General features: G+C 66.3%; 23 protein-coding genes. 10 read left to right on the top strand and 13 right to left on the bottom strand.

The window, feature by feature from the left end:
- The first annotated feature begins 140 nt into the window (after window positions 1-140).
- On the top strand, window positions 141-473 hold the full coding sequence (locus AC1DYU_RS15750; RefSeq protein WP_476792454.1) for a hypothetical protein: 333 nt from the start codon (window positions 141-143) through the stop codon (window positions 471-473).
- Here the strand turns inward: AC1DYU_RS15750 and AC1DYU_RS15745 are convergent.
- From AC1DYU_RS15745 to AC1DYU_RS15730, 4 genes are all read right to left on the bottom strand, one after another.
- A complete protein-coding gene (locus AC1DYU_RS15745) occupies window positions 457-1,125 on the bottom strand; it encodes a hypothetical protein (protein ID WP_158483650.1) in 669 nt (222 codons plus the stop codon). The two genes, AC1DYU_RS15750 and AC1DYU_RS15745, sit on opposite strands and share 17 nt — an antisense overlap.
- Before the next feature lie 9 nt (window positions 1,126-1,134).
- Window positions 1,135-1,647, bottom strand: a complete 513-nt coding sequence (locus AC1DYU_RS15740; protein WP_158483709.1) for a CreA family protein — start codon at window positions 1,645-1,647, stop codon at window positions 1,135-1,137.
- A gap of 81 nt (window positions 1,648-1,728) precedes the next feature.
- Window positions 1,729-2,262 carry a hypothetical protein gene (locus tag AC1DYU_RS15735; RefSeq protein ID WP_158483649.1) on the bottom strand — a complete coding sequence of 178 codons (534 nt, stop codon included), beginning with the start codon at window positions 2,260-2,262 and terminating at the stop codon, window positions 1,729-1,731.
- A 123-nt stretch (window positions 2,263-2,385) separates the two neighbouring features.
- Window positions 2,386-3,219: a fumarylacetoacetate hydrolase family protein gene (locus AC1DYU_RS15730; protein ID WP_476792453.1), complete on the bottom strand. Its 834-nt coding sequence runs from the start codon at window positions 3,217-3,219 to the stop codon at window positions 2,386-2,388.
- A gap of 63 nt (window positions 3,220-3,282) precedes the next feature.
- On the opposite strand from AC1DYU_RS15730, the gene AC1DYU_RS15725 reads away from it, so the two are divergent.
- Both AC1DYU_RS15725 and AC1DYU_RS15720 read left to right on the top strand, forming a co-directional pair.
- Complete coding sequence (locus AC1DYU_RS15725; protein WP_158483647.1) at window positions 3,283-4,368, top strand: TRAP transporter substrate-binding protein; 1,086 nt, start codon at window positions 3,283-3,285, stop codon at window positions 4,366-4,368.
- Window positions 4,369-4,402: 34 nt separating this feature from the next.
- Entirely contained in the window at window positions 4,403-4,897 is a 495-nt protein-coding gene (locus AC1DYU_RS15720; protein ID WP_158483646.1) for a MarR family winged helix-turn-helix transcriptional regulator, read from the top strand.
- A gap of 12 nt (window positions 4,898-4,909) precedes the next feature.
- On the opposite strand, the gene AC1DYU_RS15715 is transcribed toward AC1DYU_RS15720, so the two are convergent.
- Entirely contained in the window at window positions 4,910-5,860 is a 951-nt protein-coding gene (locus tag AC1DYU_RS15715) for a phosphoribosylaminoimidazolesuccinocarboxamide synthase (RefSeq protein WP_476792452.1), read from the bottom strand.
- A gap of 328 nt (window positions 5,861-6,188) precedes the next feature.
- Between AC1DYU_RS15715 and AC1DYU_RS15710 the strand changes: the two genes are divergently transcribed.
- Both AC1DYU_RS15710 and AC1DYU_RS15705 read left to right on the top strand, forming a co-directional pair.
- Window positions 6,189-7,370, top strand: coding sequence for a DUF2865 domain-containing protein (locus AC1DYU_RS15710; protein WP_476792451.1), 1,182 nt, complete (start codon window positions 6,189-6,191; stop codon window positions 7,368-7,370).
- A 204-nt stretch (window positions 7,371-7,574) separates the two neighbouring features.
- Window positions 7,575-8,900: an MFS transporter gene (locus tag AC1DYU_RS15705; RefSeq protein WP_476792450.1), complete on the top strand. Its 1,326-nt coding sequence runs from the start codon at window positions 7,575-7,577 to the stop codon at window positions 8,898-8,900.
- A 152-nt stretch (window positions 8,901-9,052) separates the two neighbouring features.
- On the opposite strand, the gene gltX is transcribed toward AC1DYU_RS15705, so the two are convergent.
- Both gltX and AC1DYU_RS15695 read right to left on the bottom strand, forming a co-directional pair.
- Window positions 9,053-10,396: a glutamate--tRNA ligase gene (gltX, locus tag AC1DYU_RS15700; protein ID WP_476792449.1), complete on the bottom strand. Its 1,344-nt coding sequence runs from the start codon at window positions 10,394-10,396 to the stop codon at window positions 9,053-9,055.
- A 55-nt stretch (window positions 10,397-10,451) separates the two neighbouring features.
- A complete protein-coding gene (locus tag AC1DYU_RS15695; RefSeq protein WP_476792448.1) occupies window positions 10,452-12,185 on the bottom strand; it encodes an NAD+ synthase in 1,734 nt (577 codons plus the stop codon).
- A 160-nt stretch (window positions 12,186-12,345) separates the two neighbouring features.
- On the opposite strand from AC1DYU_RS15695, the gene AC1DYU_RS15690 reads away from it, so the two are divergent.
- Complete coding sequence (locus AC1DYU_RS15690; protein WP_476792447.1) at window positions 12,346-13,242, top strand: outer membrane protein; 897 nt, start codon at window positions 12,346-12,348, stop codon at window positions 13,240-13,242.
- A 79-nt stretch (window positions 13,243-13,321) separates the two neighbouring features.
- On the opposite strand, the gene AC1DYU_RS15685 is transcribed toward AC1DYU_RS15690, so the two are convergent.
- From AC1DYU_RS15685 to gor, 4 genes are all read right to left on the bottom strand, one after another.
- A complete protein-coding gene (locus tag AC1DYU_RS15685; protein ID WP_476792446.1) occupies window positions 13,322-14,704 on the bottom strand; it encodes a class II 3-deoxy-7-phosphoheptulonate synthase in 1,383 nt (460 codons plus the stop codon).
- A 280-nt stretch (window positions 14,705-14,984) separates the two neighbouring features.
- Window positions 14,985-15,398, bottom strand: coding sequence for a type II toxin-antitoxin system VapC family toxin (locus AC1DYU_RS15680; RefSeq protein WP_476792445.1), 414 nt, complete (start codon window positions 15,396-15,398; stop codon window positions 14,985-14,987).
- On the bottom strand, window positions 15,395-15,643 hold the full coding sequence (locus tag AC1DYU_RS15675) for a type II toxin-antitoxin system VapB family antitoxin (RefSeq protein ID WP_158483636.1): 249 nt from the start codon (window positions 15,641-15,643) through the stop codon (window positions 15,395-15,397). The genes AC1DYU_RS15680 and AC1DYU_RS15675 overlap by 4 nt, the downstream gene beginning before the upstream one ends.
- 77 nt (window positions 15,644-15,720) lie before the next feature.
- Entirely contained in the window at window positions 15,721-17,088 is a 1,368-nt protein-coding gene (gene gor, locus AC1DYU_RS15670; protein WP_476792444.1) for a glutathione-disulfide reductase, read from the bottom strand.
- Window positions 17,089-17,325: 237 nt separating this feature from the next.
- Here gor and AC1DYU_RS15665 point away from each other — a divergent pair, with 237 nt between their 5' ends.
- From AC1DYU_RS15665 to AC1DYU_RS15655, 3 genes are all read left to right on the top strand, one after another.
- On the top strand, window positions 17,326-18,288 hold the full coding sequence (locus AC1DYU_RS15665) for a tripartite tricarboxylate transporter substrate binding protein (protein ID WP_158483634.1): 963 nt from the start codon (window positions 17,326-17,328) through the stop codon (window positions 18,286-18,288).
- A 105-nt stretch (window positions 18,289-18,393) separates the two neighbouring features.
- Window positions 18,394-18,873 (top strand): tripartite tricarboxylate transporter TctB family protein, encoded by a 480-nt coding sequence (locus tag AC1DYU_RS15660; protein ID WP_158483633.1) that lies wholly within the window; start codon window positions 18,394-18,396, stop codon window positions 18,871-18,873.
- A 12-nt stretch (window positions 18,874-18,885) separates the two neighbouring features.
- Window positions 18,886-20,385 (top strand): tripartite tricarboxylate transporter permease, encoded by a 1,500-nt coding sequence (locus AC1DYU_RS15655; protein WP_476792443.1) that lies wholly within the window; start codon window positions 18,886-18,888, stop codon window positions 20,383-20,385.
- A 7-nt stretch (window positions 20,386-20,392) separates the two neighbouring features.
- Here AC1DYU_RS15655 and AC1DYU_RS15650 read toward each other — a convergent pair whose 3' ends face one another.
- The gene (locus tag AC1DYU_RS15650) at window positions 20,393-21,433 is read right to left on the bottom strand and encodes an SDR family oxidoreductase (protein ID WP_476792695.1); all 1,041 of its coding nucleotides are present in this window, start codon (window positions 21,431-21,433) and stop codon (window positions 20,393-20,395) included.
- Window positions 21,434-21,595: 162 nt separating this feature from the next.
- Here AC1DYU_RS15650 and AC1DYU_RS15645 point away from each other — a divergent pair, with 162 nt between their 5' ends.
- Window positions 21,596-23,023: an APC family permease gene (locus AC1DYU_RS15645; RefSeq protein WP_476792442.1), complete on the top strand. Its 1,428-nt coding sequence runs from the start codon at window positions 21,596-21,598 to the stop codon at window positions 23,021-23,023.
- A gap of 99 nt (window positions 23,024-23,122) precedes the next feature.
- Here the strand turns inward: AC1DYU_RS15645 and AC1DYU_RS15640 are convergent, their stop codons facing one another.
- A complete protein-coding gene (locus tag AC1DYU_RS15640; protein ID WP_476792441.1) occupies window positions 23,123-23,659 on the bottom strand; it encodes a DUF2059 domain-containing protein in 537 nt (178 codons plus the stop codon).
- Window positions 23,660-23,808 lie beyond the last annotated feature (149 nt).

Raw genomic sequence — 23,808 nt, 5'->3', positions numbered from 1 at the left:
CGGGCTTCGCGTCAAGAGGCGCCCCGATTTCGCCGCACTGCACCATCAGAAGGCCGGAACTTCATTCAATTTTAACTGATCGGAACCATCCTCCTGATTCGAGGGTTGAGCGCCCGTCAGCCACGAGGACACCCGGGAAAATGCGCCGCGCCGTTGCCCTGATCGGCCTGTTCGGGATCGTCGGAGCCGGGCTTTCGCTGTCGCTCCTGCCGATCAGCAAGACGTCGGCCGCTCCCAGCGACCAGCGCACCTTCCTGATTCCGGCCAGCGACGGCTATGGTGTCGCCGACTGCCTTTCCAGCACATCCGAATGCGGCAAGATCGTCGCCGACGCCTGGTGCGAGGCGCAGGGCTTCGCCAAGGCGAGCGCCTACGGCCTGGCCTCGCGCGAAGACTTCACCGGCTCTCTTTCCAAGGCGAAGACCGCCCAGGCCGCGCCCGAGCAGCCGCTGGTGATTACTTGCGGGGGGTGAGGACGTCCCAGCGCTTCGTGGCCCACCAGTCGCGTTGCCAATCGGTGTAGCCGAGCAGTTCGCCCTGGCGGCGCTCGAGTGCTTCGTTCCAGCCCGACAGCGCCGCCGTTTTCCACGTCTCGATCCAAGCGTCGATCCGCCACTCCTCTCCGCGAAGCGCGACGTAGACGGATCGCGTCCCTTCCACCGTCTCGCCTGATGCATTGCGCTTCGGCGACGGAAATGGCTGGTCGATGATGCGCCGGACGAAACGGCCCTCGTCGACGAAAGGGTCGAAAAGGGCCATCCAGGCCTCGAACCAGTCGCTGGGATATCCATCGCCGAAGGCGGCGAATGGTTTGCGGCCTTCGAGCATCAGCGGCAACTCGAATTCGGTATGGATCAGGTAAGGCACGGCACGAAGAGTGCGCCACTCCACAAGCCGGACTTCGCCGTGTTGGCAAGGAAACACGAAGCCGACCACTGCCGACAGGCGCTCCAGATCTGAGGCATCAAGCTCCCAGATTGCCCCGTCGAGCACGTCCCTTACGTCATCGCCCAATATGGCGATCAGCGGCTCGATCGTCTCCAGCGAGAATTGCGATTCGAGGATCGGACAGCCAAGTGCCGCGTCCATGGCCTGCAGGACAAAGCGGTGGCAGGCCGTATCCATGATTCGACTTTACTTGATCCACTCAGCGCATTTCGGCGCGTCGCCGTTGCCACCCCAGGGCATGATCGGCACGGTCGAGGTCGAGTTCTGCGGCGAACCGTCGATCAGCTTGTCGGAATAGACGAGATAGACCAGCACGTTGCGCCTGGCGTCGCAGCCGCGCACGATCTGCATCTTCTTCCAGACCAGCGAACGGCGTTCGCGGAAGACGACATCGCCCTGGTCGGCCTTCTCCTTGAACCTGATCGGTCCGATCTGCCGGCAGGCGAGCGAGATCTCCGAGACCTCCTCGGCAACGCCAAACATGCCGGAGACGCCGCCCTTCTCCGGAATCGTATAGTGGCAGGCGACGCCCTCGACGACGGGGTCGTCGACGCCGTAGACGGCGAGCTTGTCGTCCGGCGTCAGCATCTTCCAGACGGTCGATTTCTTGAAGATCAGGTCTTCCTGCGCAGCGACCGGTGCTGCCCAGGCCGCAAGGCCGAGCGCGCCGGCAATGACGGCGGAAGCGACGACACTCATGCGCATGAACAATCTCCTTGGGCGGCCTAGCGCCACCTGCCCGAATATGGTGGAGGGCTGCGGCACTCGCCAGAGCAGCGCTCAGGCCGCCAGCGGCTTGAAGGCGAGATACGCCGCGGCGATCGCACCGATCGTGCCGACAAGGAACAGCACGAGCTTGAATTGGGTGATCCGGCTGGCGAAGGCGACGTCGCCGGCCTCGACCTTGGGATATTTGTCGAGCAGCCGCGCGACCGCGAGGTTCTCGACGACATCGCAGAGGCCGCCCAGCAGCCAGCCACCGCCACAGAGCGCCGCCACCCACCAGGGCTGGCCGCGCATCGACAGGCCCGCGATCAGGATCGCGCCGACGATGGCATAGGTGAAGGCGCAGGCGACGTCGGCCGGCAGTACGCGGTTGCGATAGCGCGCCCGGTGCGTCTCGCCATACATAGCGAAGAGCTTCTCGACATCGGCCACGTTGAAGCCGTTCCAGTCGTTCTCCAGCATGCGCGGCACGCCCTGCCGGCTCGACCAGAAGCCGACAGCCCAGAACAGCACGACCACCAGAACCGGCCCCCAGACGAAGAAGGCGAGCGGAACGGCGGTGGGGTAGAAGGCGACGGGCTCGATCATGGGGTTTGGCTTTCGCGGCGGGCTTCGGCGATATCGGCGACAGGTTATCTGCCGCTCCGGCAGGCGCCAAGCTCTACGACGACGCGAAAGCCGCCTGCCGGTTCCGTTGTGGATGAAGCTGCTTCAGCCAGCGGGGAGGATCTCCTGCTCGATCGCGCCGAAGATCGAGTGGCTGGCCGCATCCTTCATCTCGATGCGGACCGTGTCGCCGAAGCGCAGCGGCTGGTCCTGCGCAATAGGTACGATCGTGGCCACGATCGTACCGGCGCCGAGCGCATGCCCCCACGCCGCTCTGGCGATCAGGCTCGCGGCATCGCCCGCCCCGCCCGTGTCTCCGCGCTGCGGGGATTGCTGGTTGATCTGCCTGAGCAGCGGCAGCTCAATGTGGCCGTTGCGCCAGGCCACGCCGATCTCGTCTGGCGTCACGACGACAGGCGAGAAGCTGTAGGCCTGCTCCAGCGCGAGATCGGCGACGCGACGGCCATCTCCCGCAGCCAGATTTTGCAGCTTCACACTGCAAGCCAGCATGACGAGGCGGATGTGAGCCGAAGCCTGCGTCTGGCCGACATCGGCGGGGACATCGCCTGTGACAACGGCGAAGCCGGCCTCGACGAGGAGGCCCGCGTTTTCGTCCCTGGCGCGGACCGGCTCGCGCGGACCGAGTGCAGCGTCGGAGCGCGCGGGCTTGGGCGCCTCGTCGGAGCCCGCTGCCACCAGCCGCCGATAAGCACGCGGCAAGGGCGCGGCACAATCATGCTCATGGAAGCGGAAGGACGGCACCGCGCCGTGCTCCAGGCTGACGGCAAGGTCCGCAAGGCGGGGTGCGTGCCGGTCCCAGTCATCGAGCGCCGCCTGCATCGTCGGCACGACCGGAAAGGCATCGGTCGCCCGCGTCAGATCCTGCGAGACCACGACCAGGCGGCCATCCCGGCCATGCATAAGCGAAGCGAGTTTCATGTCTTTTCATTCCTCGCATGACGCGCCAATAAGGGCTTAACAGGCCCAAGGGAGGGACACCTTATGAAACGTCGCGACTTTTTGAAAACAGGTGCGCTCGCAGCCGCCGCCACCCCCGTCGCGATGCCGGCCGTGGCGCAGTCGCAGCCCGAGGTGAAATGGCGGCTGACGTCGAGCTTTCCGAAGTCGCTCGACACGATCTTCGGGACCGCGCAGCAGTTCGCCAAGCTGGTCAGCGACGCCACCGACGGCAAGTTCCAGATCCAGGTGTTTGCGCCCGGCGAGATCGTGCCCGGCCTGCAGGCGCTCGACGCGGTCTCTTCCGGCACGGTCGAATGCGCGCATTCGCCGACCTATTTCTACATCGGCAAGGACCCGACGCTGGGTCTGGGCACCGGCATCCCCTTCGGCCTGAACGCCCGCCAGCAGCATAGCTGGTGGTATTTCGGCGGCGGCGAGCAGATCGTGAACGGCGTGCTCGACCGCTTCGGGGCCTATTCAATCCCCTGCGGCAATTCCGGCTGCCAGATGGGCGGCTTCTTCCGCAATGAGCTCAAGGGCGTCGACGACCTCAAGGGGCTGAAGTTCCGCATCGGCGGCATGGGGGGGGCGGTGCTGGCCAAGCTCGGCGTGGTGCCGACGCAGATCGCGCCCGGCGACGTCTATCCGGCGCTGGAGCGCGGCACGATCGATGCGGCCGAATTCGTCGGCCCCTATGACGACGAGAAGCTCGGCTTCATCCGCGTCGCGAAATACTACTACTATCCCGGCTGGTGGGAGGGCGGCGCCATGCTCCACCTGATCATCGGTAAGGAGGCCTGGGCCAAGCTGCCCAAGCATTACCAGGCCATCGTCCAGAACGCCTGCGAGGCGGCCAACAACTGGATGCTGGGCAAATACGACTTCGTGAATCCAGGCGGCCTGCGACGGCTCGTCGCGCAGGGCGCGCAGCTCAAGGCCTTCCCGCTGCCGGTGATGGAAGCCGCGCTCAAGGCAGCGGAAGAGTACTACGCCGAGACCTCGGCCAGGAGCGCCGACTTCAAGGCGGGGTATGATTCGATGGTCGCCTTCCGCGGCGAGAACCTGCTCTGGTGGCAGGTGGCCGAGCTGTCCTACGACTCGTTCATGAACCGGCTGAAGGCGCGCTGAGCGATCGGCGGCGAAGGAAGGCGGCAACCTGACCATGTCGACGAAACCGCCCTCCTCCCCGCCGGAGACGCCGCTGCGGCTGGAGCAGTACCTGCCCTATCGCCTCAACGTCGTCGCCTTCCATTCGGCGCGGGCCTTGGGGCGGATTTACGACGCCGAGTTCGGCATCGGCATACCCGAATGGCGGGTGGTGGCGCAGCTCGGCGAATTCGGCAAGCTGACCTCGCGCGACATCGGCGAACTCGCCCAGATGCACAAGACCAAGGTCTCGCGCGCCGTCTCCGAACTGGAAAAGCGCGGGCTGATCTCACGCTCGGAGAATCGGCAGGACCGGCGCGAATCCTTCGTCGCCCTGACGAGTGCGGGCGAGCGCATCTATGCGCAGATCGTGCCGCTGGCGCTGGCCTTCCAGGCGCGATGGACGGAAGGGATCGCGGCGGAGGAGCTCAAAGTGTTCGAGCGCGTGCTGTCCACCCTGACCGAGCGCAGCCGCCACCTCGCCGGCAGCTATCGCGACGACGAGGGCTGAGCGGGCGGCCGCTCAGAAGAACCGCGCGAGGTTGCGGCGGATGCGCTCCAGCGGCACCTCGCCGGCCGGGGGCGCGGCAAAAATCTGGCCGGTGATGGTCTCGAAGGCGCGCACATAGACATCCGTCGTCTGCGCGATCAGCTCGGACGGGATCGGCGGCAGCTCCTCCTTGTAAGGGTCGCAGCGAGCCACGACCCAGTTGCGGACGAAGTCCTTGTCGAAGGATTCCGGCTTGTCGCCGGCCTCGAAACGCTGGGGATAGCTGCCGGCCATCCAGTAGCGGCTGGAATCGGGGGTGTGGATCTCGTCGGCGAGCAGGATCGTGCCGTCGGCATCCGTGCCGAATTCGTATTTGGTGTCGGCCAGGATCAGGCCGCGCTCGGCGGCCATGGCCTGCCCGCGTGCGAACAGCGCCAGCGCATAGGCGCTGACCGTGTCCCACTGGGCTTGGGTCAGCAGGCCCTCGGCGACGATATGGGCGGCAGAGAGCGGCTCGTCATGGCCGCCATCGAAGGCCTTGCTGGTCGGGGTGATGATCGCCTCGGGCAGCTTCTCGTTGTCGCGCAGGCCATCGGGCAGGCGTACGCCATACATCTCGCGCAGGCCCTGCTTGTACATGGTCAGGATCGAGGTGCCTGTGGTGCCGGCGAGATAGCCGCGCACCACGATCTCGACGGGAAGGATGTCGAGCAGCCGGCCGATCACGACATTGGGATCGGGGTATTCAAGCACATGGTTGGGGCAGATATCGGCGGTGTGCTCGAACCAGTAGCGCGCCGTCTGCGTCAGCACCTGGCCCTTATAGGGGATCGCGGCAATGGCGCGGTCGAAGGCACTCAGCCGGTCGGTCGAGATCAGAATGCGGCGCCCGTTGGGCAGGTCGTAGTTCTCGCGGACCTTGCCGCGATAATAGCTCGGAAGCTCGGGGATGAAGGCGTCTTCAAGCGCCAGAGGTTCGGTCATGTCGGCATCGCCCGATCACAGCGCCGGCGCGACGTGCGCAAGCGGGGTTGGAGCGTTCTAGACAGTCGGCGCGCCCGCGCCAACCGCTGCGGTTGCATCGCTTTTCAGCAGGGCTGCGCCGATTGCCCGGCCGCGGCGAATATGGCATGCGGATCGCGCGCCGCGCTCGTCATTCCAAGGCTGCGCGGCGTCCTTCCATAGTTCCGTCGCGTTTGGCGGGTGTTGTTGCGCCCAAGGCGATCCGGCCCGGCTCGCACAAGGCCAGCCTTGGGCAAGGATCGTCAGGCTGAATCGAGACCGACAAGCAGGTGACGTGACCCGACCGGCGATGACATCGAGAGCTTTCTGGCTACGGCGCGCGATGCGCCTCGGCGCAGCGTTGCTGGCAGTGGCGACCATGGGCGGCGCGGCGCTGGCGCAGTCGCCGTCCTGCACCGCGTGGCGTTCGGAACTCGCCAGCCTGCAAGGGCAGCGCGGCAGCGGCGATCCGCGCGCGGCGCAGATGGCGCAGCGTGTCGGCGCTCAGCTCGCCCAGGCGACGAGCCAGTATCGCGGCATGGGCTGCGAGCGAGGCGGAATCTCCATCTTCGGCGGCGGACCGCCGCCGGAATGCGGCGGCCTGCGGGCCCAGATCGGCCAGTTGCAGGCGCAGTACGGCAATCTGCAGCAGCAGGCCCAGGGCGGTGCGCTCGAACAGCGCCGGGCGCAGCTCGCCGCCGCCATCAACACCAATTGCCGGGCGCAGCCGCGTGGATTCTTCGAGACGATCTTCGGGCTGGAGCCGCGTCGCGGCGAGATCGATTCGACGCTGCCCGAGCTTGATCCCGAGCAGCCGGTCGAGCCCGAGAAGCCGCGCATGGGCGGGCCACAGACCGTCTGCGTGCGCACCTGCGACGGCTTCTTCTTCCCGCTCGCCAACAATCCCGGCGGGCGCGACAGCTCCGACGAGATGTGCCAGGCCCTCTGCCCCGGCGTCGAGACGCTCGCCTATGGCATGAGCAATGGCGGCGACATCCAGAACTCCGTCGCACGCGCCACCGGCCAGCCCTACTCCTCGCTGCCGAACGCCGGCAAATACCAGCGCAGTTTTGACGCCGCCTGCACCTGCCGGGGCCAGGGCCAGAGCTGGGCGCAGGCGCTGAAGGAAGCCGAATACCTGCTCGACAAGCGCAAGGGCGACGTCATCGTCACCGAGCAGCGGGCCGCCGAACTCTCGCGGCCGAAAGAGGCCAAACCCGATCCGAAGCGGCGCGGCGCGGCGCCGGCCCCGGCGGTCCAGCCGACCGCGATCCCGGAGATTCCCGACGAGAAGCCGATGCCCTCGGAGAACTCGCCGACCGCCGGCACGGAATCGGCCGGCGTTGGCCCGAGCTCGGTGGGCGAGCGCGTTCTCGACAAGGGCGACGGACTGAAGCGCGAGACGCGCAGCGTCACCGGCGAACGGCGCACCGTGCGCATCGTCGCACCGAATCTGGCGCCCAATCTTGGACCAGCGACTGCAAGGCCCTGAACATTCCCGTTTAAGTTCCATGCACGAGCAACATAGCTGCCGCGCGAGACTGACCTGTCTCGCCGCTGGACGCATGGCATTTGCAGCGCAATAGAGGGGTGACCGTCCACCCCGTTCGCCTGGAAAGCCGCCAGACCGGGCCCTGTTCGTACCGCCGCCGCGGGTGCAGACGAGGTTCTGACGACGCCGGGCCCAGAGGCCGCCATGTCAGAGACCACAGCGACAGCCCATCCGCACCCGATCGAAATGGCCGATGCCAAGCGCCGCCTCAAGGCGATTTTCGTCGGCTCGGTTGGCAATCTCGTCGAATGGTATGATTTCTACGCCTACACTGCCTTTGCGCTCTACTTCGCGCCGCATTTCTTCCCGTCGAACGACCCGGTGGTGCAGCAGCTCAATGCGGCGACTTTGTTCGCCGCTGGCTTCATCGTGCGGCCCATCGGCGGCTGGCTCTTCGGCCATCTCGCCGACCGTTACGGCCGACGCCTGTCGTTGACCATCTCGGTGCTGATGATGTGCTTCGGCTCGCTGATCATCGCGCTGACGCCGACCTATGCCACGATCGGCTTCGCGGCCCCTGCCCTGCTGGCGCTAGCGCGCATCATCGAGGGCTTGAGCCTTGGCGGCGAATATGGGGCGAGCGCGACCTATCTCTCCGAGATCGCCGATCCCGAGCATCGCGGCTTCTATTCGAGCTTCCAATACGTGACGCTGATCGGCGGTCAGCTCACTGCGATCCTGGTGCTGCTGCTGCTCCAGAACGTCTTCCTGACGCATGAGCAGCTGGTCGCCTGGGGCTGGCGCATTCCCTTCGTCATCGGCGCGCTGCTGGCGATCACCGCCATGTTCATGCGCCGGCACATGCACGAAACCGAGTCGTTCGAGGCCGCCAAAAAGAGCGGCATCAAGCGCGAAAGCTCGCTGCGTGGCCTCCTGAAATATCCGCGCGAGGTCGCGATCGTGGTCGGCCTGACCGCCGGCGGCACCGCCGCCTTCTACACTTTCACCACCTATATGCAGACCTTCGTGCGTCAGACGGCCGGCTTCTCCGACATCACCACGACCTATGTCATCGCCGGCTCGCTGATCTTCGCGGCGATCCTGCAGCCGATCTATGGCGCGATTTCGGACCGGATCGGCCGCAAGCCGATGCTGATCTTCTTCGGCGTCGCCGGCACGCTTTTGACCGTGCCCCTGCTGACGACGCTCGCCGGCACCAAGTCACCCTGGGTCGCCTTCCTGCTGATCTCCGGCGCCTGGATCTTCGTCGCCGGCTACACCTCGATCAACGCGGTGGTGAAGGCCGAGCTGTTCCCGACATCGATCCGCGCGACAGGCGTCGCGGTGCCCTATGCGCTAACGGTCTCGATCTTCGGCGGCACCGCGCCAGCGATCGCGCTGTTCTTCAAGCAACAGGGCCATGAGCAGTATTTCTACTACTACCTTGCCGGCGTGATTTTCGTCTCGCTGCTGGTCTATTCGACGATGCGCGACACCAAGCATAGTTCGGCGATGCACCGGCACGATTGAGCCGTTGTTTCGCTCAGAAACACCGCGTCATCCCGGACGCAGCGAAGCGGAGCTCCGGGATCCATCGTAGAGCGCCGTCGAGCCCTATGATGGATCCCGGAGCGGCGCGGCTTTGCCGCTTGTCCAGGATGACGGCCCGGATGGAACGGAACTCAGGCGCTCTCGCCCGCCAGCCGCTTCAGCACCTTCTCACGGCCGATCAGCGGCAGAAGCGCCGCCAGTTCCGGGCCGTGGTCTTGCCCGGTCAGGGCCTGTCGGAGCGGCATAAAGAGGGCCTTGCCCTTGGCTCCCGTCGCCGCCGCCACCGCGCCGGTCCAGCTCTTCCATGTCGTCGCGTCGAAAGGCTCGGGCGGCAGCACGGACGCCGCCGTCGCTGCGAAGGCGGGATCGGCGATGACAGGCGAAAGCGGGCCATGCACGACCTCGTCCCAGATGCGGACCTCGTCGAATCTCGCGAGATTGCCGCGGATCGCGAGCCAGAAGGCCTCGCTGCCGTCCACGCCGATAGAAGACAGCCGCTCGGCCACCGGCTCATAGGGCAACTGGTGCAGCGTGCGGGCGCTGAGCGTCTCAAGATCGTGCTCGTCGAACTTCGCCGGCGCGCGCGAGACATGGCCGAGATCGACCAGCCCCGCCAGTTCGTCGAGGCTGGCGACGGGGCGCACAGCATCCGACGAGCCCGTCAGGATGGCGAGCGCCGCCACCGCCAGCGGCTCGATGCCGGCTTCGCGCAAGCCGCGCAGCGAGAGATGGCCGAGGCGCTTCGACAGCCCCTCGCCGCTCGCCGTGGTCAGCAGGTTGTGGTGGCCGAAGGCAGGCAGGCTTGCGCCCAGCGCCTCGAAGATCTGGATATGCACCGCCGTGTTGGTGACGTGGTCCTCGCCCCGGATGATGTGGGTGACGCCGGTTTCTGCGTCATCGACCACCGAAGGCAGATGATAGAGATAACTGCCATCCTCTCGGATCAGCACCTGGTCGGAAAGCGAGGCGCAATCGACATGGGCATCGCCGCGGATCAGGTCGTTCCAGGCGACGATGCGCGGCTCCAGCAGAAAGCGCCAATGCGGCTTGCGGCCCTCGGCTTCGAGCCTGGCCTTGTCCTCGTCCGTGAGCTTCAGCGCGGCGCGGTCGTAGATCGGCGGCAAGCCGCGCGCGAGCTGACGCTTGCGGCGACGGTCGAGCTCGTCGGCGGTCTCGTAGCAGGGGTAGAGCCGGCCCGAAGCGCGCAGGCGCTGCGCCGCCTCGTCGTAGAGTGGCAGCCGCTGCGACTGGCTGATCACCAGATCGGGCACGATGCCGAGCCAGGCCAGATCCTCGGCGATGGCATCCGCAAACTCGGGCTTCGAGCGCGCCAGATCGGTGTCGTCATAGCGCAACATGAAGCGGCCGCCATGGCGACGCGCATAGAGGCCGTTGAACAGCGCCGAGCGGGCGTTGCCGATATGCAGATAGCCCGTGGGCGACGGTGCGAAGCGCAGGAGAGGCGATGAGGTCATGGCGGCGCTTATGGCGCTTTTGGGCGGCAGCGACAATTGCCCCGGCGGACGCCCCTCAGAAATCGAAACTCTCGCCCCCTCCCCGACCGACGCCCCTGACCAGCGCCGGATCGGGCGCATGGGCGGCCCCGCCCGTGTCGGAGAACGCATTGACGATCGGATAGCGCCGGTCGCGGCCGAGGTTGCGGCTGGTGATCTTGACGCCCGGCGCGGCCTGGCGGCGCTTGTATTCGGCGCGGTGGAGCAGGCGCTCCACGGCGACGACGGTGTCGCGATCATGGCCGCTTGCGACGATGTCGGCGACGCGCTGCTCGCGCTCGATCAGGGCGATCAAGATGGCGTCGAGCACCTCATAGGGCGGCAGCGTGTCCTGGTCGGTCTGATCCTCGCGCAATTCGGCGCTGGGCGGTCGTGTCAGGATCGCCTCGGGGATGACGATGCCGTCTGGGCCCCGAGCGCTGTCCGGCTTCCAGCGGTTGCGCAGGGCGGCGAGGCGGAACACGTCGGTCTTGTAGAGGTCCTTGATCGGATTGAAGCCGCCATTCATGTCGCCATAGAGCGTGGCATAGCCGCAGGACATCTCCGACTTGTTGCCGGTCGTCACCAGCATCCAGCCGAACTTGTTGGACAGCGCCATCAGCAGCGTGCCGCGCGTGCGGCTCTGCAGGTTCTCCTCGGAGACGTCGGGCGAGCGGCCGGCGAAAAACCCGGCCAATGTGGACTCGAAGGCCTCGACCGTCCCGGTGATCGGCACCGTCTCGTAGCGAACGCCGAGCGCCTGCGCGCAAGCCTCCGCATCTGCGAGGCTTTGCGCGGCCGTGAAGCGCGAAGGCATCATCACGCAGGTGACACGCTCAGACCCCAGCGCATCGACGGCAATCGCGGCGCAGAGCGCGGAATCGATGCCGCCGGAAAGGCCGAGCACCACGCCGGGAAAACCTGTCTTGCCGACATAGTCGCGCAGGCCCAGCACGCAGGCGGCATAGTCGGCCTCGTCACCGATCTCGATTACGGCGATCTCGCTCGACTGGCAGCGCCAGCGTCCCGCCTCGCGCACCCAGTCGGTCATGACCAACGCCTCGCGGAAGGCTGGAAGCTGATGCGTCAGGTTGCGCCCGGCATCGAGCACGAAGGAGGCGCCGTCGAAGACGAGCTCGTCCTGGCCGCCGACCTGGTTGAGATAGACCAGCGGCAGGCCCGATTCGACGACGCGCGCGACCGCGACATTCATGCGCTCGTCGCCGACGCCACGGCGGAACGGCGAGCCGTTGGGCGAGAGCAGGATCTCGGCGCCGGTCTCGGCCAGGCACTCGACGACCTCCTCGCTCCAGATATCCTCGCAGATCGGCAAGCCGAGCCGGACGCTGTCGCGGAAGAGCACGGGACCGGGCAACGGGCCGGGCACGAAGATGCGGGCCTCGTCGAAAACGCCGTAATCGGGCAGATCGACCTTGAAGCGCACCGACTGGATCACGCCGGCGTCGAGCAGCGCATAGGCGTTATAGAGCTTGCCGCCTTCCGCCCAGGGCAGGCCGACCAGAACGGCGGGGCCGCCATCGGCGGTCTCGCGCGCCAGATCCTCGCAGGCCTTGCGGCAGGCGTCCTGGAAGGCCGGCTTCAGAACCAGATCCTCGGGCGGGTAGCCGCAGAGGAAGAGCTCCGGGAACATCACGAGATCGGCGCCCGCCTCCCCCGCGGCCTGCCGGATGGCCCGGATACGGGCCGCATTGCCGGCGACGTCGCCGACGGTCGGGTTCGATTGCGCAAGCGCGAGGCGGAACGAGGTCATGGCCGGGCTGTAGCGCGGCGAGGGATCGGCGGCAACGTCGCGGCAGCGACCACCCGTGCGGATGATCGCGCCGGCTTAACCCGACGTTAGGGTTAATCACGCATGAATCAGTCACGAGCCGTTCTTGCACGACTACCGGCCGCCGTTCGGAGAAGCGATCATGCGTACCCGCCAGATCACCGCGATGAGCCAAGGTTGCCTTGCCGCCTGCGCCCTCGTCGTCGGCGCCCTCTCATCCGCGTCATTGGCGACAGCCGCAGATTATCCCGTGCTGCGGGGATCGCAGATCGAGGATGCACCGCCGGCGCCGGAGTTCTTCGACGGCAAGACGAACTGGTCCGGCTTCTATGTCGGCGGCGGCGCCGGCGTTTCCGATACGAAGTTCGAGCCGGGCAACGGCCTGCAGAATCTGGCGAACTTTGCCTTCCGCAACACGACGCTCGGCAACGAGGTCAATATGGGGTCGCTGGTCAGCAACCTGCCGGCCAAGCGCGACAGCGGATCAACCTTCTTCGGCTTCACCGGCTACAATTTTGCGTTCGGCGACGCCATTTTCGGCCTTGAAGTCGACTACACGCGCGCCAATCACGAATATCTGGTCAGCGACTTTATCGGCCGGCGTTTCACGACCTCGGACGGCACCGTCAACGATTTCTCGTTGACGACCCGGCAGGGCGCGGAACTGCTGGATTACGGCACCGCACGCATCCGAATGGGGTGGGCCTATGGCCGGATCATGCCGTTCGCCACAGTTGGCGGGGCGGTCGGGCGTTTCAACACGGTCTCGACGATCGACGCGACCTGGCGCTTTTCCCGCATCAACCCCGTCACTGGAGCGGTCGAGAACAACGTCGTGGCAGCGGGCTATCCGCTACGGGTCGGCGAGACCAAACAGAACGTCTATGGCTTCGGCCTCTCGGCCGGCGCGGGCATCGACATGGCTCTGACCGACAACCTGTTCCTGCGCGCCGAATACCAGATCATCCGCTTCGCCGATGTCGAAGGCACCACGACGACGGTCAACACCGCGCGCGTCGCAGCCGGCCTGAAATTCTGACAGCCATCGGCTGAAACATGAAAAGCCGGGGCGATCGCCCCGGCTTTTTTGATTTGTCGCGATGCAAGCCGGCAGAGCACTACTCCGCCGCCTCGACCTCCGGGCGCTCCCGGCCCGAGCGCTCGCGCTTGACCAGTTCGGCGACGAGGAAGGCGAGTTCCAGCGCCTGCTCGGCATTGAGGCGCGGATCGCAGACCGTGTGGTAACGGTCGTTCAGATCCGCATCGGTCATGCCGCGCGCGCCGCCGGTGCATTCGGTGACGTTCTTGCCGGTCATCTCCAGATGCAGCCCGCCGGCATGGGTGCCCTCGGCCTGGTGGACGGCGAAGAAGTTCTTCACCTCGGTCATGATCAGGTCGAAGGGCCGGGTCTTGTAGTTGCCGGCCTTGACCGTGTTGCCGTGCATCGGGTCGCAGGACCAGACGACGTTGCGGCCTTCCCGCTTGGTGGCGCGCACCAGGGCGGGCAGGTTGTCGAAGACCTTGTCGGCGCCGAAGCGGGCGATCAGAGTCAGGCGGCCGGCCTGATTCTGCGGATCGAGCACCTCGATCAGCTTCATCAGACCGTCGACCGTCATCGACGGCCCGCATTTCAGGCCGATCGGATTGCGGATGCCGCGGAAGAATTCGACATGGGCATGGTCGAGCTGGCGCGTGCGGTCGCCGATCCAGACCATGTGGCCGGAGGTGTCGTACCAGTCGCCGGTGGTCGAATCCACGCGCGTCATCGCCTGCTCGTAGCCAAGCAGCAGCGCCTCGTGGCTGGTGTAGAAATCCGTCGTGCGCATCTCGGGATGCGTCTCGGGATCGATGCCGATGGCGCGCATGAAGTCGAGCGCCTCGGTGATGCGCTCGGCCACCTCGTTGTAGCGCGACGAGGCCGGCGCATCCTTGACGAAGCCGAGCATCCAGCGATGGGCGTTGTCGAGGTTCGCATAGCCGCCGGTGGCGAAGGCGCGGATCAGGTTCAGCGTCGCGGCAGACTGGCGATAGGCCTCGATCTGGCGGCGCGGATCGGGAATGCGCGCTTCCGGCGTGAAGGCGTTGTCGTTGACGATGTCGCCCTTGTAGCTCGGCAGCTCGACGCCGCCGATGGTCTCGGTCGGGGTCGAGCGCGGCTTGGCGAACTGCCCGGCGATGCGCCCGACCTTCACCACCGGCGAGCCGCCGGCAAAGGTCAGCACCACCGCCATCTGCAGGAAGAGTCGGAAGAAATCGCGAATATTATCGGCTGAGTGCTCGCCGAAGCTCTCGGCGCAGTCTCCACCCTGGAGCAGGAAGGCCTCGCCATTGGCGACTTTGGCGAGCGCCTTTTTCAGCTTGCGCGCCTCACCCGCAAAAACCAGCGGCGGAAAGCCGGCGAGCTGCTGCTCGACCGCCCTCAAGGCTGCCTGGTCCGGATAATCCGGAATCTGCTGGACGGGCTTTGCCCTCCAGCTCTCGGGCGTCCAGCGCTCCGACATGGGTCCTGCTCCTGACTTCTAAATCGCGCCGGTTAACCTCTTTGAAGCGCGAAGGCGGGCCTATACACCCAAGGCGACGCGAAGGCCACTCCCGCCGATCACGGGCTACGCGCGGATCGGAACCGCGTCATGGTTAGCGAAACCTGAATCGATTCAAGGTGATGAGGGCATCGGCTTACGGACTGATTCCGCTGGCTGAGAAAGAGATTCAATGACCTGAGGCGATGATTCAACGCGTTTCGATTTTGAATCACGCCAATCTGGCGGACATTGCCAAGGCTCAAGCCACTTCCATGTCGGTGCGGCTGAAGTCACCGCCCTTGAACAGCAGTGCAGCCTTGAAGTACCTGGCGGTCGCATAGGAGAAGCAATCGCCGAGGTTGAGGATGCCGGGCCGACCCGCCCCCATGCCATAGCGCTCTGACGCTTCGATCGCGAGTGCGGTGATGTCCATGTCGGGCGCGATCGGCGCGATCTCGGCGGCAGCCATAAACTCGCCGACCTCAGCAAAAGCCTCGCTGCGATCGATCTTCCAAATGCGCGCCAGCGCGCACGCCGCCTCCCACACCGTCACGGTCGAGGCGTATCGGCGGCCGGGTCCCAGTGGCAGCACTTGAAGCCGCGACGCCAACGCCTCGCTGTCGTCCTCTTCCGCCATGATGCCGATGATGGCTGACGCATCAACGACAATCACAGCCGCTCCGACTCGCCATTCAGCTCGTCGAAAAATGCCTTATCGGCTTGCAAGCCGGTCTTGCCGGCCTTGGCCAAGCGCTCGCGGATCGGCGCCAGCTTCTCCCACAGCGTCGGTTCGGCGGCCTCGCGTTCGGCCTTTTCGCGCAGGGCGTCGTGGACGATCTCGGTCAGGCCCTTGCCGTGCTTGCTGGCGAGCTTGCGGGCCAGCGCCTCGACCTCGTCGTTCTTGATGCTGATGCCCATCGAAGCACCTCATTCTAGAATGTCTCTCTCAGTATTCTAGAATACGCCCGGAGGCGCCTCGACGCAATCGTCCCGCCCTACCCCACCCGCGGCGTCCGCATCGTCACGAGCTCTTCCGCCGCGCTCGGGTGCAGCGCGATGGTGCGGTCGAAATCGGCCTTGGTCGCGCCCATGGTGACGGCGATGGCGACCGCCTGGATGATCTCGCCGGCATCATGGCCGAGGATGTGGACGCCAAGCACCTTGTCCGTCTTCGCATCGACGACGAGCTTCATGTAGATGCGCTCCGCCCGGCCCGAGATCGTCGCCTTCATCGGACGGAAGGCGGATTCGAAGATGCGCAGCTCATGGCCTGCCGCCGCGGCCTGGACCTCCGACAGCCCGACTGTCCCGATCTCGGGCGTGGTGAAGACGGCCGAGGCGACGGTCGCATGGTCCATCTGCCAGGGCTTGCCACCGAAGACCGTGTCGGCGAAGGCATGGCCCTCGCGGATTGCGACGGGGGTGAGGCTGATCCGGTTGGTGACATCGCCGACCGCATGGATCGAGGGCACGCTGCTGGCCGAGCCCGCATCGACGATGACCTCTCCCAGCGAACCGAGCTCGACACCAGCTTCCGCAAGGCCCAGGCCCGCAGTGTGGGGGCGCCGACCGGTCGCGACCAGCACGACATCGGCATCGATCGGTGCGCCCTTGGCGCAATGGGCCCGGCGCGAACCATCGGCGAGAGCCTCGATGCGCTCGACCGTGCAGCCGAGGCGGAAATGGATGCCGGCATGTTCGAGCGCGTCGCGCAGCCTTGTGCGGATGTCCTCGTCGAAGCCGCGCAGGATGTTGTCGCCACGATGCAGCACGGTGACCTCGACGCCCAGCCGCACGAACAGGCTGGCAAATTCCAGCGCGATATAGCCGCCTCCGACGACGAGCATGCGCTTCGGCAGGCTCGGAAGATGGAAGATCTCGTTCGAGGAGATGCCGAGATCGCCGCCCGGGATCGGCGGATCGAAGGCGGGCCAGCCGCCGGTCGCGACCAGAATATGCCGCGCGCGGATCGTCTCGCCGCTTTTGGCGAGGCGGACGGTGTGGGCATCGACCACGGTGGCGCGCTCCTCGCGGATCGTGACGCCGGCACCGTCCAGCCCCTTGCGATAAAGGCCCGACAGCCGCGTCACCTCATTGGCGACGGCATCGCGCAGGGTCGGCCAGTCGAAGCTCGGCTTCGAGACCGTCCAGCCGAAGCCGGCGGCGTCCTCGATATCCTCGGCGAAGCGGCTGGCATAGACGAAAAGCTTCTTGGGCACGCAGCCGCGGATCACGCAGGTGCCGCCGATGCGGTCTTCCTCCGCGATCATCACGCGCGCGCCGTGGCCGGACGCTATGCGCGCGGCGCGGGTTCCACCCGAGCCAGCCCCGATGACGAAGAGGTCGACGTCGAATTCAGCCATGGCATCCTCGAAAGCTTCGGGCGCGCTGGGCCGAAACGGCCCGTCCGCCGCGCAGGGATTAAGCCATGGCGGAAGGGACTGCCAGTGGGCTTCGGCGCACGGAACCGGTACCGCCTTGTGAAATCTCTTGACTCATGATTGTGCAATCAGGCGCAATTGACGGCGAAGCGCCGAGCCCGCAGTGGCAAGCTGGACGCCTTGAAGAATGCGCGGAGAAGCCGCGCCGGAGGAAATCGCATGCTTACATCCCTTCTGAAGCGCGGCGCCATCGTGGCGATCGCGGTCGCCGGCCTCTCGACCGCCGCCTTCGCTCAGCTCGAGCTCAAGATCATGGCACCCGCTTCGCCCGGCGGCGGCTGGGACGGCACGGCGCGCTCGATGCAGCAGGCGCTGATGGCCTCCGGCATCGCCAAGAGCGTGCAGGTCGCCAACGTGACCGGCGCGGGCGGCACGATCGGCCTCGCCCAATTGATCAACGCCAAGGGCGACGGCTCGCAGCTGATGGTCAACGGCTTCGTCATGGTGGGCGCGATCCTGCTCAACAAATCGCCGGTCAACCTGTCGCAGACGACGCCGATCGCACGCCTGACGGCCGAAGCGCTTGTCATCGTCGTGCCGACAGACTCGCCGATCAAGTCCGCCAAGGACCTCGCCGAGCGCGTCAAGGCCGACCCGGCCAAGGTGACCTGGGCCGGCGGCTCAGCCGGCGGCGCCGATCACATTCTCGCAGCGCTCTTCACGGAGGCCGCCGGTGGCGACGCCAAGAAGATCAACTACATCCCGTTCTCGGGCGGCGGCGAGGCGCTTGCGGCCATGCTCGGCGGACGGGTCACGGCCGGCATTTCCGGCTATGGCGAGTTCGAAGGCCAGATCAAGGCGGGCAAACTGCGCGTCGTCGGTGTGTCGTCCTCGGCGCGGCTGGCCAATGCGCCGGATGCCCCGACGCTCAAGGAGGGCGGCGTCAATCTCGAGCTGATGAACTGGCGCTCGGTCGTCGCTCCTCCCGGTCTCAGCGCAGAGCAGACCAAGACCCTGTCCGACGCCGTCGCCAAGCTGGTGAAGACGAAGGAATGGGCCGAGATCCTCAAGGCCCGAGGCTGGGACGACGCCTATCTCGGCGGTGCCGAATTCGCCGCCTTCATGACGGCCGAGCAGACTCGCGTCTCAAAGGTGATGACGGATGTCGGGTTGGTGAAGTAAGGCCAGCTGGACATCGCAGACGGGTCGAGGGGCCGAGAGATCGGCCCCTTCGCACCTCGGCAGCATTGCAGCCGCCGATACGCATCGCCAGACGACGGGAACGCCATGACAAACGAAAAACTGGCACGCGGAGCCGACAGGCCCGCCCTCATCGTCGGCGTTCTGCTGCTGGCGCTGGCTGGCATCGTCTATTACGACGCCTCGAAGCAAACGATCACCTCGAATTACGGCCTCGGGCCGACCGCGATGCCCTATGTCGCCTGCATCGGGCTCGTGCTGCTGGGCCTCGCCCATCTCTTCGTCGCCTTTCGCGACGGCCTGCCCAGACCAGAGGCCGCCGACAAGAGCGCGCTTCTCTGGATCATCGGCGGCTTGATCGGGCTGATCGCCTGCATCGCGGCCGGAGGCGGCTTTGTCGTCGCCATCACCATCCTCTTCGCCTGCACGGCTCGCGGCTTCGGGCGGCGAGCGCTGCTCGCCGACGTCGCGATCGGGTTCGTGCTCGGACTCGTGATCTTCCTCGTCTTCGCCAAGCTCCTGACCCTGCTGCTACCGGCCGGGCCTCTCGAACATCTGTTCATTTAGGGGCGCCCGGCCATGGAAACCACCGTCGCGCTCCTCAACGGCTTCAGCGTCGCGCTTGAGCCTTCCAAGCTGATGTTCTGCCTGATCGGCGTGTTCCTCGGCACGGCGGTGGGCGTGCTGCCCGGCATCGGCCCGGCGCTGACCGTCGCACTGCTCCTGCCGGTCACCTTCAAGCTCGATCCCGCCGGCTCTCTGATCATGTTTGCCGGCATCTATTATGGCGGCATGTATGGCGGCTCGACCACGGCGATCCTGCTGAATGCGCCAGGTGAAAGCGCCTCGCTCGCCACCGCGCTCGAAGGCTCCAAGATGGCCAAGGCCGGGCGCGGCGGCCCGGCGCTGGCAACCTCTGCGATCGGCTCCTTCGTCGCCGGGTTGATCGCCACCTTCGGGCTCGCCTTCCTGGCGCCCTGGCTGGTCGAGGTCGCGATCAAGTTCGGCCCCTGGGACTATTTCGCCCTGATGATCGTCGCCTTCGTCACGGTCTCCGCGACCTTCGGCGACTCGCCCTTGCGCGGCCTGACCAGCCTGTTCCTCGGCATCACGCTCGGCCTCGTCGGCATCGACAAGCTCACCGGTCAGGCACGGCTGACCTTCGGCGTGCCGGAATTGCTGAACGGCGTCGAGGTGACGACTCTGGCGGTGGGCCTTTTCGCTGTGGGCGAGGCGCTTTACGTCGCGTCCAAGCGCTTCCGCGATCCCGAGGAGATCATCCCGATCAAGGGCTCGCTGTGGATGAGCAAAGAGGACTGGAAGCGGTCCTGGGCGCCCTGGCTGCGCGGCACCGCCTTCGGCTTCCCGATCGGCGCGCTCCCTGCCGGCGGCGCGGAGGTGCCGACGTTCCTGAGCTATTCGACGGAGCGCAAGCTCTGCAAATATCCGGAAGAGTTCGGCAAGGGGGCGATCGAGGGTGTCGCGGGGCCGGAAGCCGCCAACAATGCCTCCGCCGCAGGCACGCTCGTGCCGCTCCTGACGCTCGGCCTGCCGACCTCGGCCACGGCCGCGATCATGCTGGCAGGCTTCCAGCAATACGGCCTCAACCCCGGCCCACTGCTCTTCGCCGAGAAGCCCGATCTGGTCTGGGGCCTGATCGCCTCGCTGTTCATCGCCAATGTCATGCTGGTGATCCTGAACCTGCCGCTGATCGGGCTGTGGGTGAAGCTGCTCGCCGTGCCGCAGCCCTGGCTCTATGCCGGCATCCTGGTCTTCGCGACGATGGGGACGCTCGCGGTCAACCCCTCGCCGGTCGAACTCGGGATGCTCTTCCTGTTCGGCTATCTCGGCTATCTGATGCGGCGATACGACTACCCGGTCGCGCCGATGGTGGTCGGGCTGATCCTCGGACCGATGGCCGAGGCGCAGCTACGCCGCGCGCTCCAGATCAGCCTCGGCGACCCGATGATCCTGCTGGAAAACCCGATCTCGGCGACGCTGCTCGGCCTCGCCTTCGTCGCGTTGGTCGCGCCTTTCGTGATGAAGGGACTGAACAGGTTCAAGGCGGCGGAGGACTGAGGCCGCCTCAGCGGCCTGCGCCCACGAGCCCGAACCGGATCAGGCTCTCGCCCGTCGCGGCCAGCGCCTCGGCGGCGGGGCGCGGTTCCCAACCCAGCATGGCGCGCGCCTTGGCGCTGGAGGCGTTCTTGGTGCGGCCGAGCTCCGGCGTCGCAGCCTGCCGCGCGGCGGCGCTGAAGCGGGCGGCGAGGCGCACCAGCCAGTCCGGCAGCACGCGCGTCGAGACCTTGTCGGCCGCCGGGCCGAGCCGATCCTTCAGTGCCTGGGCGATCTGCTGCATGGTCAGGAAGTCGCCGGCGGTGGCGATGAAGCGTTCGCCAGCGGCGGCCGGGTCCGTCATCGCCCGCAGATGCAGTTCGGCGACGTCGCGGACATCGACAACACCGAACATCAGGCGCGGCAGCGCCGGCAACTTGCCCTCCAACATGCTCCTGATCAGCAGGATCGAGGCCGACGGCTCGGGACCGAGCAGCGGGCCGAAGATGCCGACAGGATTGATCACGGCCAGTTCGAGCCCCCTGCCCTCGCCATCGACGAAGTCCCAGGCGGCACGCTCGGCCAGCGTCTTCGATTTCGGATAGGCGGCGAGATCCGGCGCCGAGGCATCCGTCCAGTCGGTCTCGGCATAGGGGCGGGTCAGGCGCTTGCCATAGCCGATCGCAGCAAAGGACGAGGTCAGCACGACGCGCTCGACACCGACCGCATGGGCCGCGCGCAGCACGCGCAAGGTCCCTTCCCTCGCAGGGCGGATCAGTTCATCTTCATGTCTTGGCGCAGCCGCCGACAAAGGCGAGGCGACATGAAGCACATGGCGACAGCCGGATACCGCTCGCGACCAGCCATCATCGGCCATGAGATCGGCTGCAACGATTTCGAGGCGACCATCAGGGTCGAAGCCGGCCGCTGCGAGCCCGGCGCGCAAGCCCGCCTCACGCTGCGGCGAACGCAGGGTGGCGCGAACCTGATGCCCTGCCGCCAGCAAGGCGAGGATGCAATGGCTGGCAAGGAAGCCGGAGCCGCCCGTGACAAGGATCGGGCCACCGTTCATGTCCGCCATTCCATTCACTCATCCTTTGGGAAGAAAGTCCCGGCCCTGCCGCTTTCGGCGTTGAAGCCGGCCCGCGAAGCGCTCCACCCGCCGTGAACAACCGCGGCGCAAATCTGTTCATACCATGCTGCCACCAGCCTGCCGCCGGAGCCAGGACAAGCCATGAGCGACATCGCCGTTTCAACTGCCCCCGCATCATCAACGACGCAAGCCGAACCCAGCCTCCACCGGGTCATGGGACCCTGGCTGCTGCTGCTCTTCATCGTCGGAGACATCCTCGGCACCGGCATCTATGCCCTGACCGGACAGGTCGCCAAGCAGGTCGGCGGCGTGGTCTGGCTGCCGTTTCTCGTGGCCTTCGTCGTCGCGATGGTGACCGCCTTCAGCTATCTCGAGCTGGTGACCAAATACCCGAAGGCGGCCGGCGCCGCGCTCTATACGCATAAGGCCTTCGGCATTCATTTCATCACATTCATCGTCGCCTTCGCGGTGATGTGCTCCGGCATCACCTCGGCCTCGACGGCGTCCCGGGCCTTCGCCGCGAACATGTCGAACGCGTTCAATCTCGGCCTGTCCGGCACCTTCGGCATCACCGCGATCGGGCTCGGCTTCATGGCTCTGGTCGCGGTGGTCAATCTGCGCGGCGTCGGCGAGAGCGTGAAGGCCAATGTCGTGCTGACCTGCGTGGAGCTCACCGGTTTGCTGATCATCATCGGCATCGGGCTGATGGCGATCATGGCCGGCCAGGGTGACGTCTCGCGGGTTCTGGAGTTCAAGACGACGGGCGACAGCGGCGCCCTCTGGCCGGTGATCGCGGCCACGACGCTTGCCTTCTTCGCGATGGTCGGCTTCGAGGACTCGGTCAACATGGCCGAGGAGTGCAAGGACCCGAGCCGCATCTTTCCCAAGGTGCTGCTGACCGGCCTCGTCATCACCGGCGTGATCTATGTGCTGGTCTCGATCTCGGCGATCACGCTGGTGCCGCCGGAGGCGCTCGGCGAGGGCGAAACGCCGCTGCTCAAGGTGGTGCAAGCCGGAGCACCGAACTTCCCGCTCTGGATCTTCGGCTTCATCACGATGTTCGCGGTCGCCAACAGCGCGCTGATCAACATGCTGATGGCGAGCCGGCTGGTCTATGGCATGAGCCGCGAGCATGTGCTGCCGCCGGTGCTTGGCAAGGTTCATGCGACACGACGCACGCCTTATATCGCGATCGGCTTCACCACCCTGCTCGCCTTCGCCCTGATCACCTTCGTGGGCGAAGTGCCGGCGCTGGGCGGCACGACGGCGCTGCTGCTGCTCTGCGTCTTCACCGTCGTCAACATCGCCGTGCTGGTGCTGCGCAAGGACACGGTCGAGCACGACCATTTCCGCACCCCCACCGCGCTGCCGGTGCTGGGCGCGCTGGCCTGCGCCTTCTTCGCCGGGCCGTGGACCGGACGGGACGTCGTCCAGTATCAGATCGCCGGCGTGCTGATCGGCATCGGCGTGCTGCTCTGGGTCGTGACGGTGATGGTCAACCGCGCCGCGGGCGTGCGTCCGACCGGGCCGCTTGAGGAGGGCGCCGTCCGGATGGCTCCGAAGAACTGACGGCCGTCAGCCTCCCCGACGACAAAAGCCGCCGGCACCAGGCCGGCGGCTTCATCGCATTCATCCTCGTGTGAGCCTGGCGACCCAGATCCTGGCCGCTCAAATCTGGTGGCCGCGCTTGCGCATTTCCTCGGTGAAGCGGTCGAACAGGAAGTTGCTGGTGTTGACGCTCCAGGCCTGCAGCAGGCCGAAAACCTCGTCGAGCGCCTTGGGGCGCGCGGCATTGTAACGTTGACCGACCGGCGACCTGAAAAAGGCCGCGACCTCCTTGAGATCCGCCTCGCTCATGTGCTTGGCGAACAGGAAAGCGGAGGAGGCGATGATTTCGTCGCGCTTCTTGTCGGATTCAGGCTTCAGGGCGCCGATCACCTCGTCGGTGTCCTTCCGCAGTTCGGGCCGCGTGGTCACAACCATCTCGCGGACGCGCACGCGGAATTCATTGTAGATCGACTCGAAGGAATCGGCGACGCCGGTCACAACAAGGACATCCCTCGCCGCGAGCAGATGGCTCTGCGGGATATCAGCCGGAGGAGCTGGGGTCGCGTTGGCTGGCGGCGCTGGCACCTGGCCCTGCACAGGCATCCCGACTACGAGCGCCAGACTGATAGCCGCGCCGGCGAGATGGTAACGGATCATGGCGTTGCCCCTTCATCATGCGCCGTTTCGCGCAATCATAGCTGTTTTCGGCCCGCGCCATTCCTGGCCCGTCGGACGCGTGGTCGTTTCGGTAGCGCCCGGCCGGATGCGACTCAAGGCAGCCCGATGCAGGATCGGGCGTCACGGGT

It is taken from the genome of Allobosea sp. P2_B12 (genome assembly GCF_056404835.1).
The sequence above is the reverse complement of the archived record's forward strand: the minus strand, read 5'-3'. Positions and strand labels throughout refer to the sequence as shown.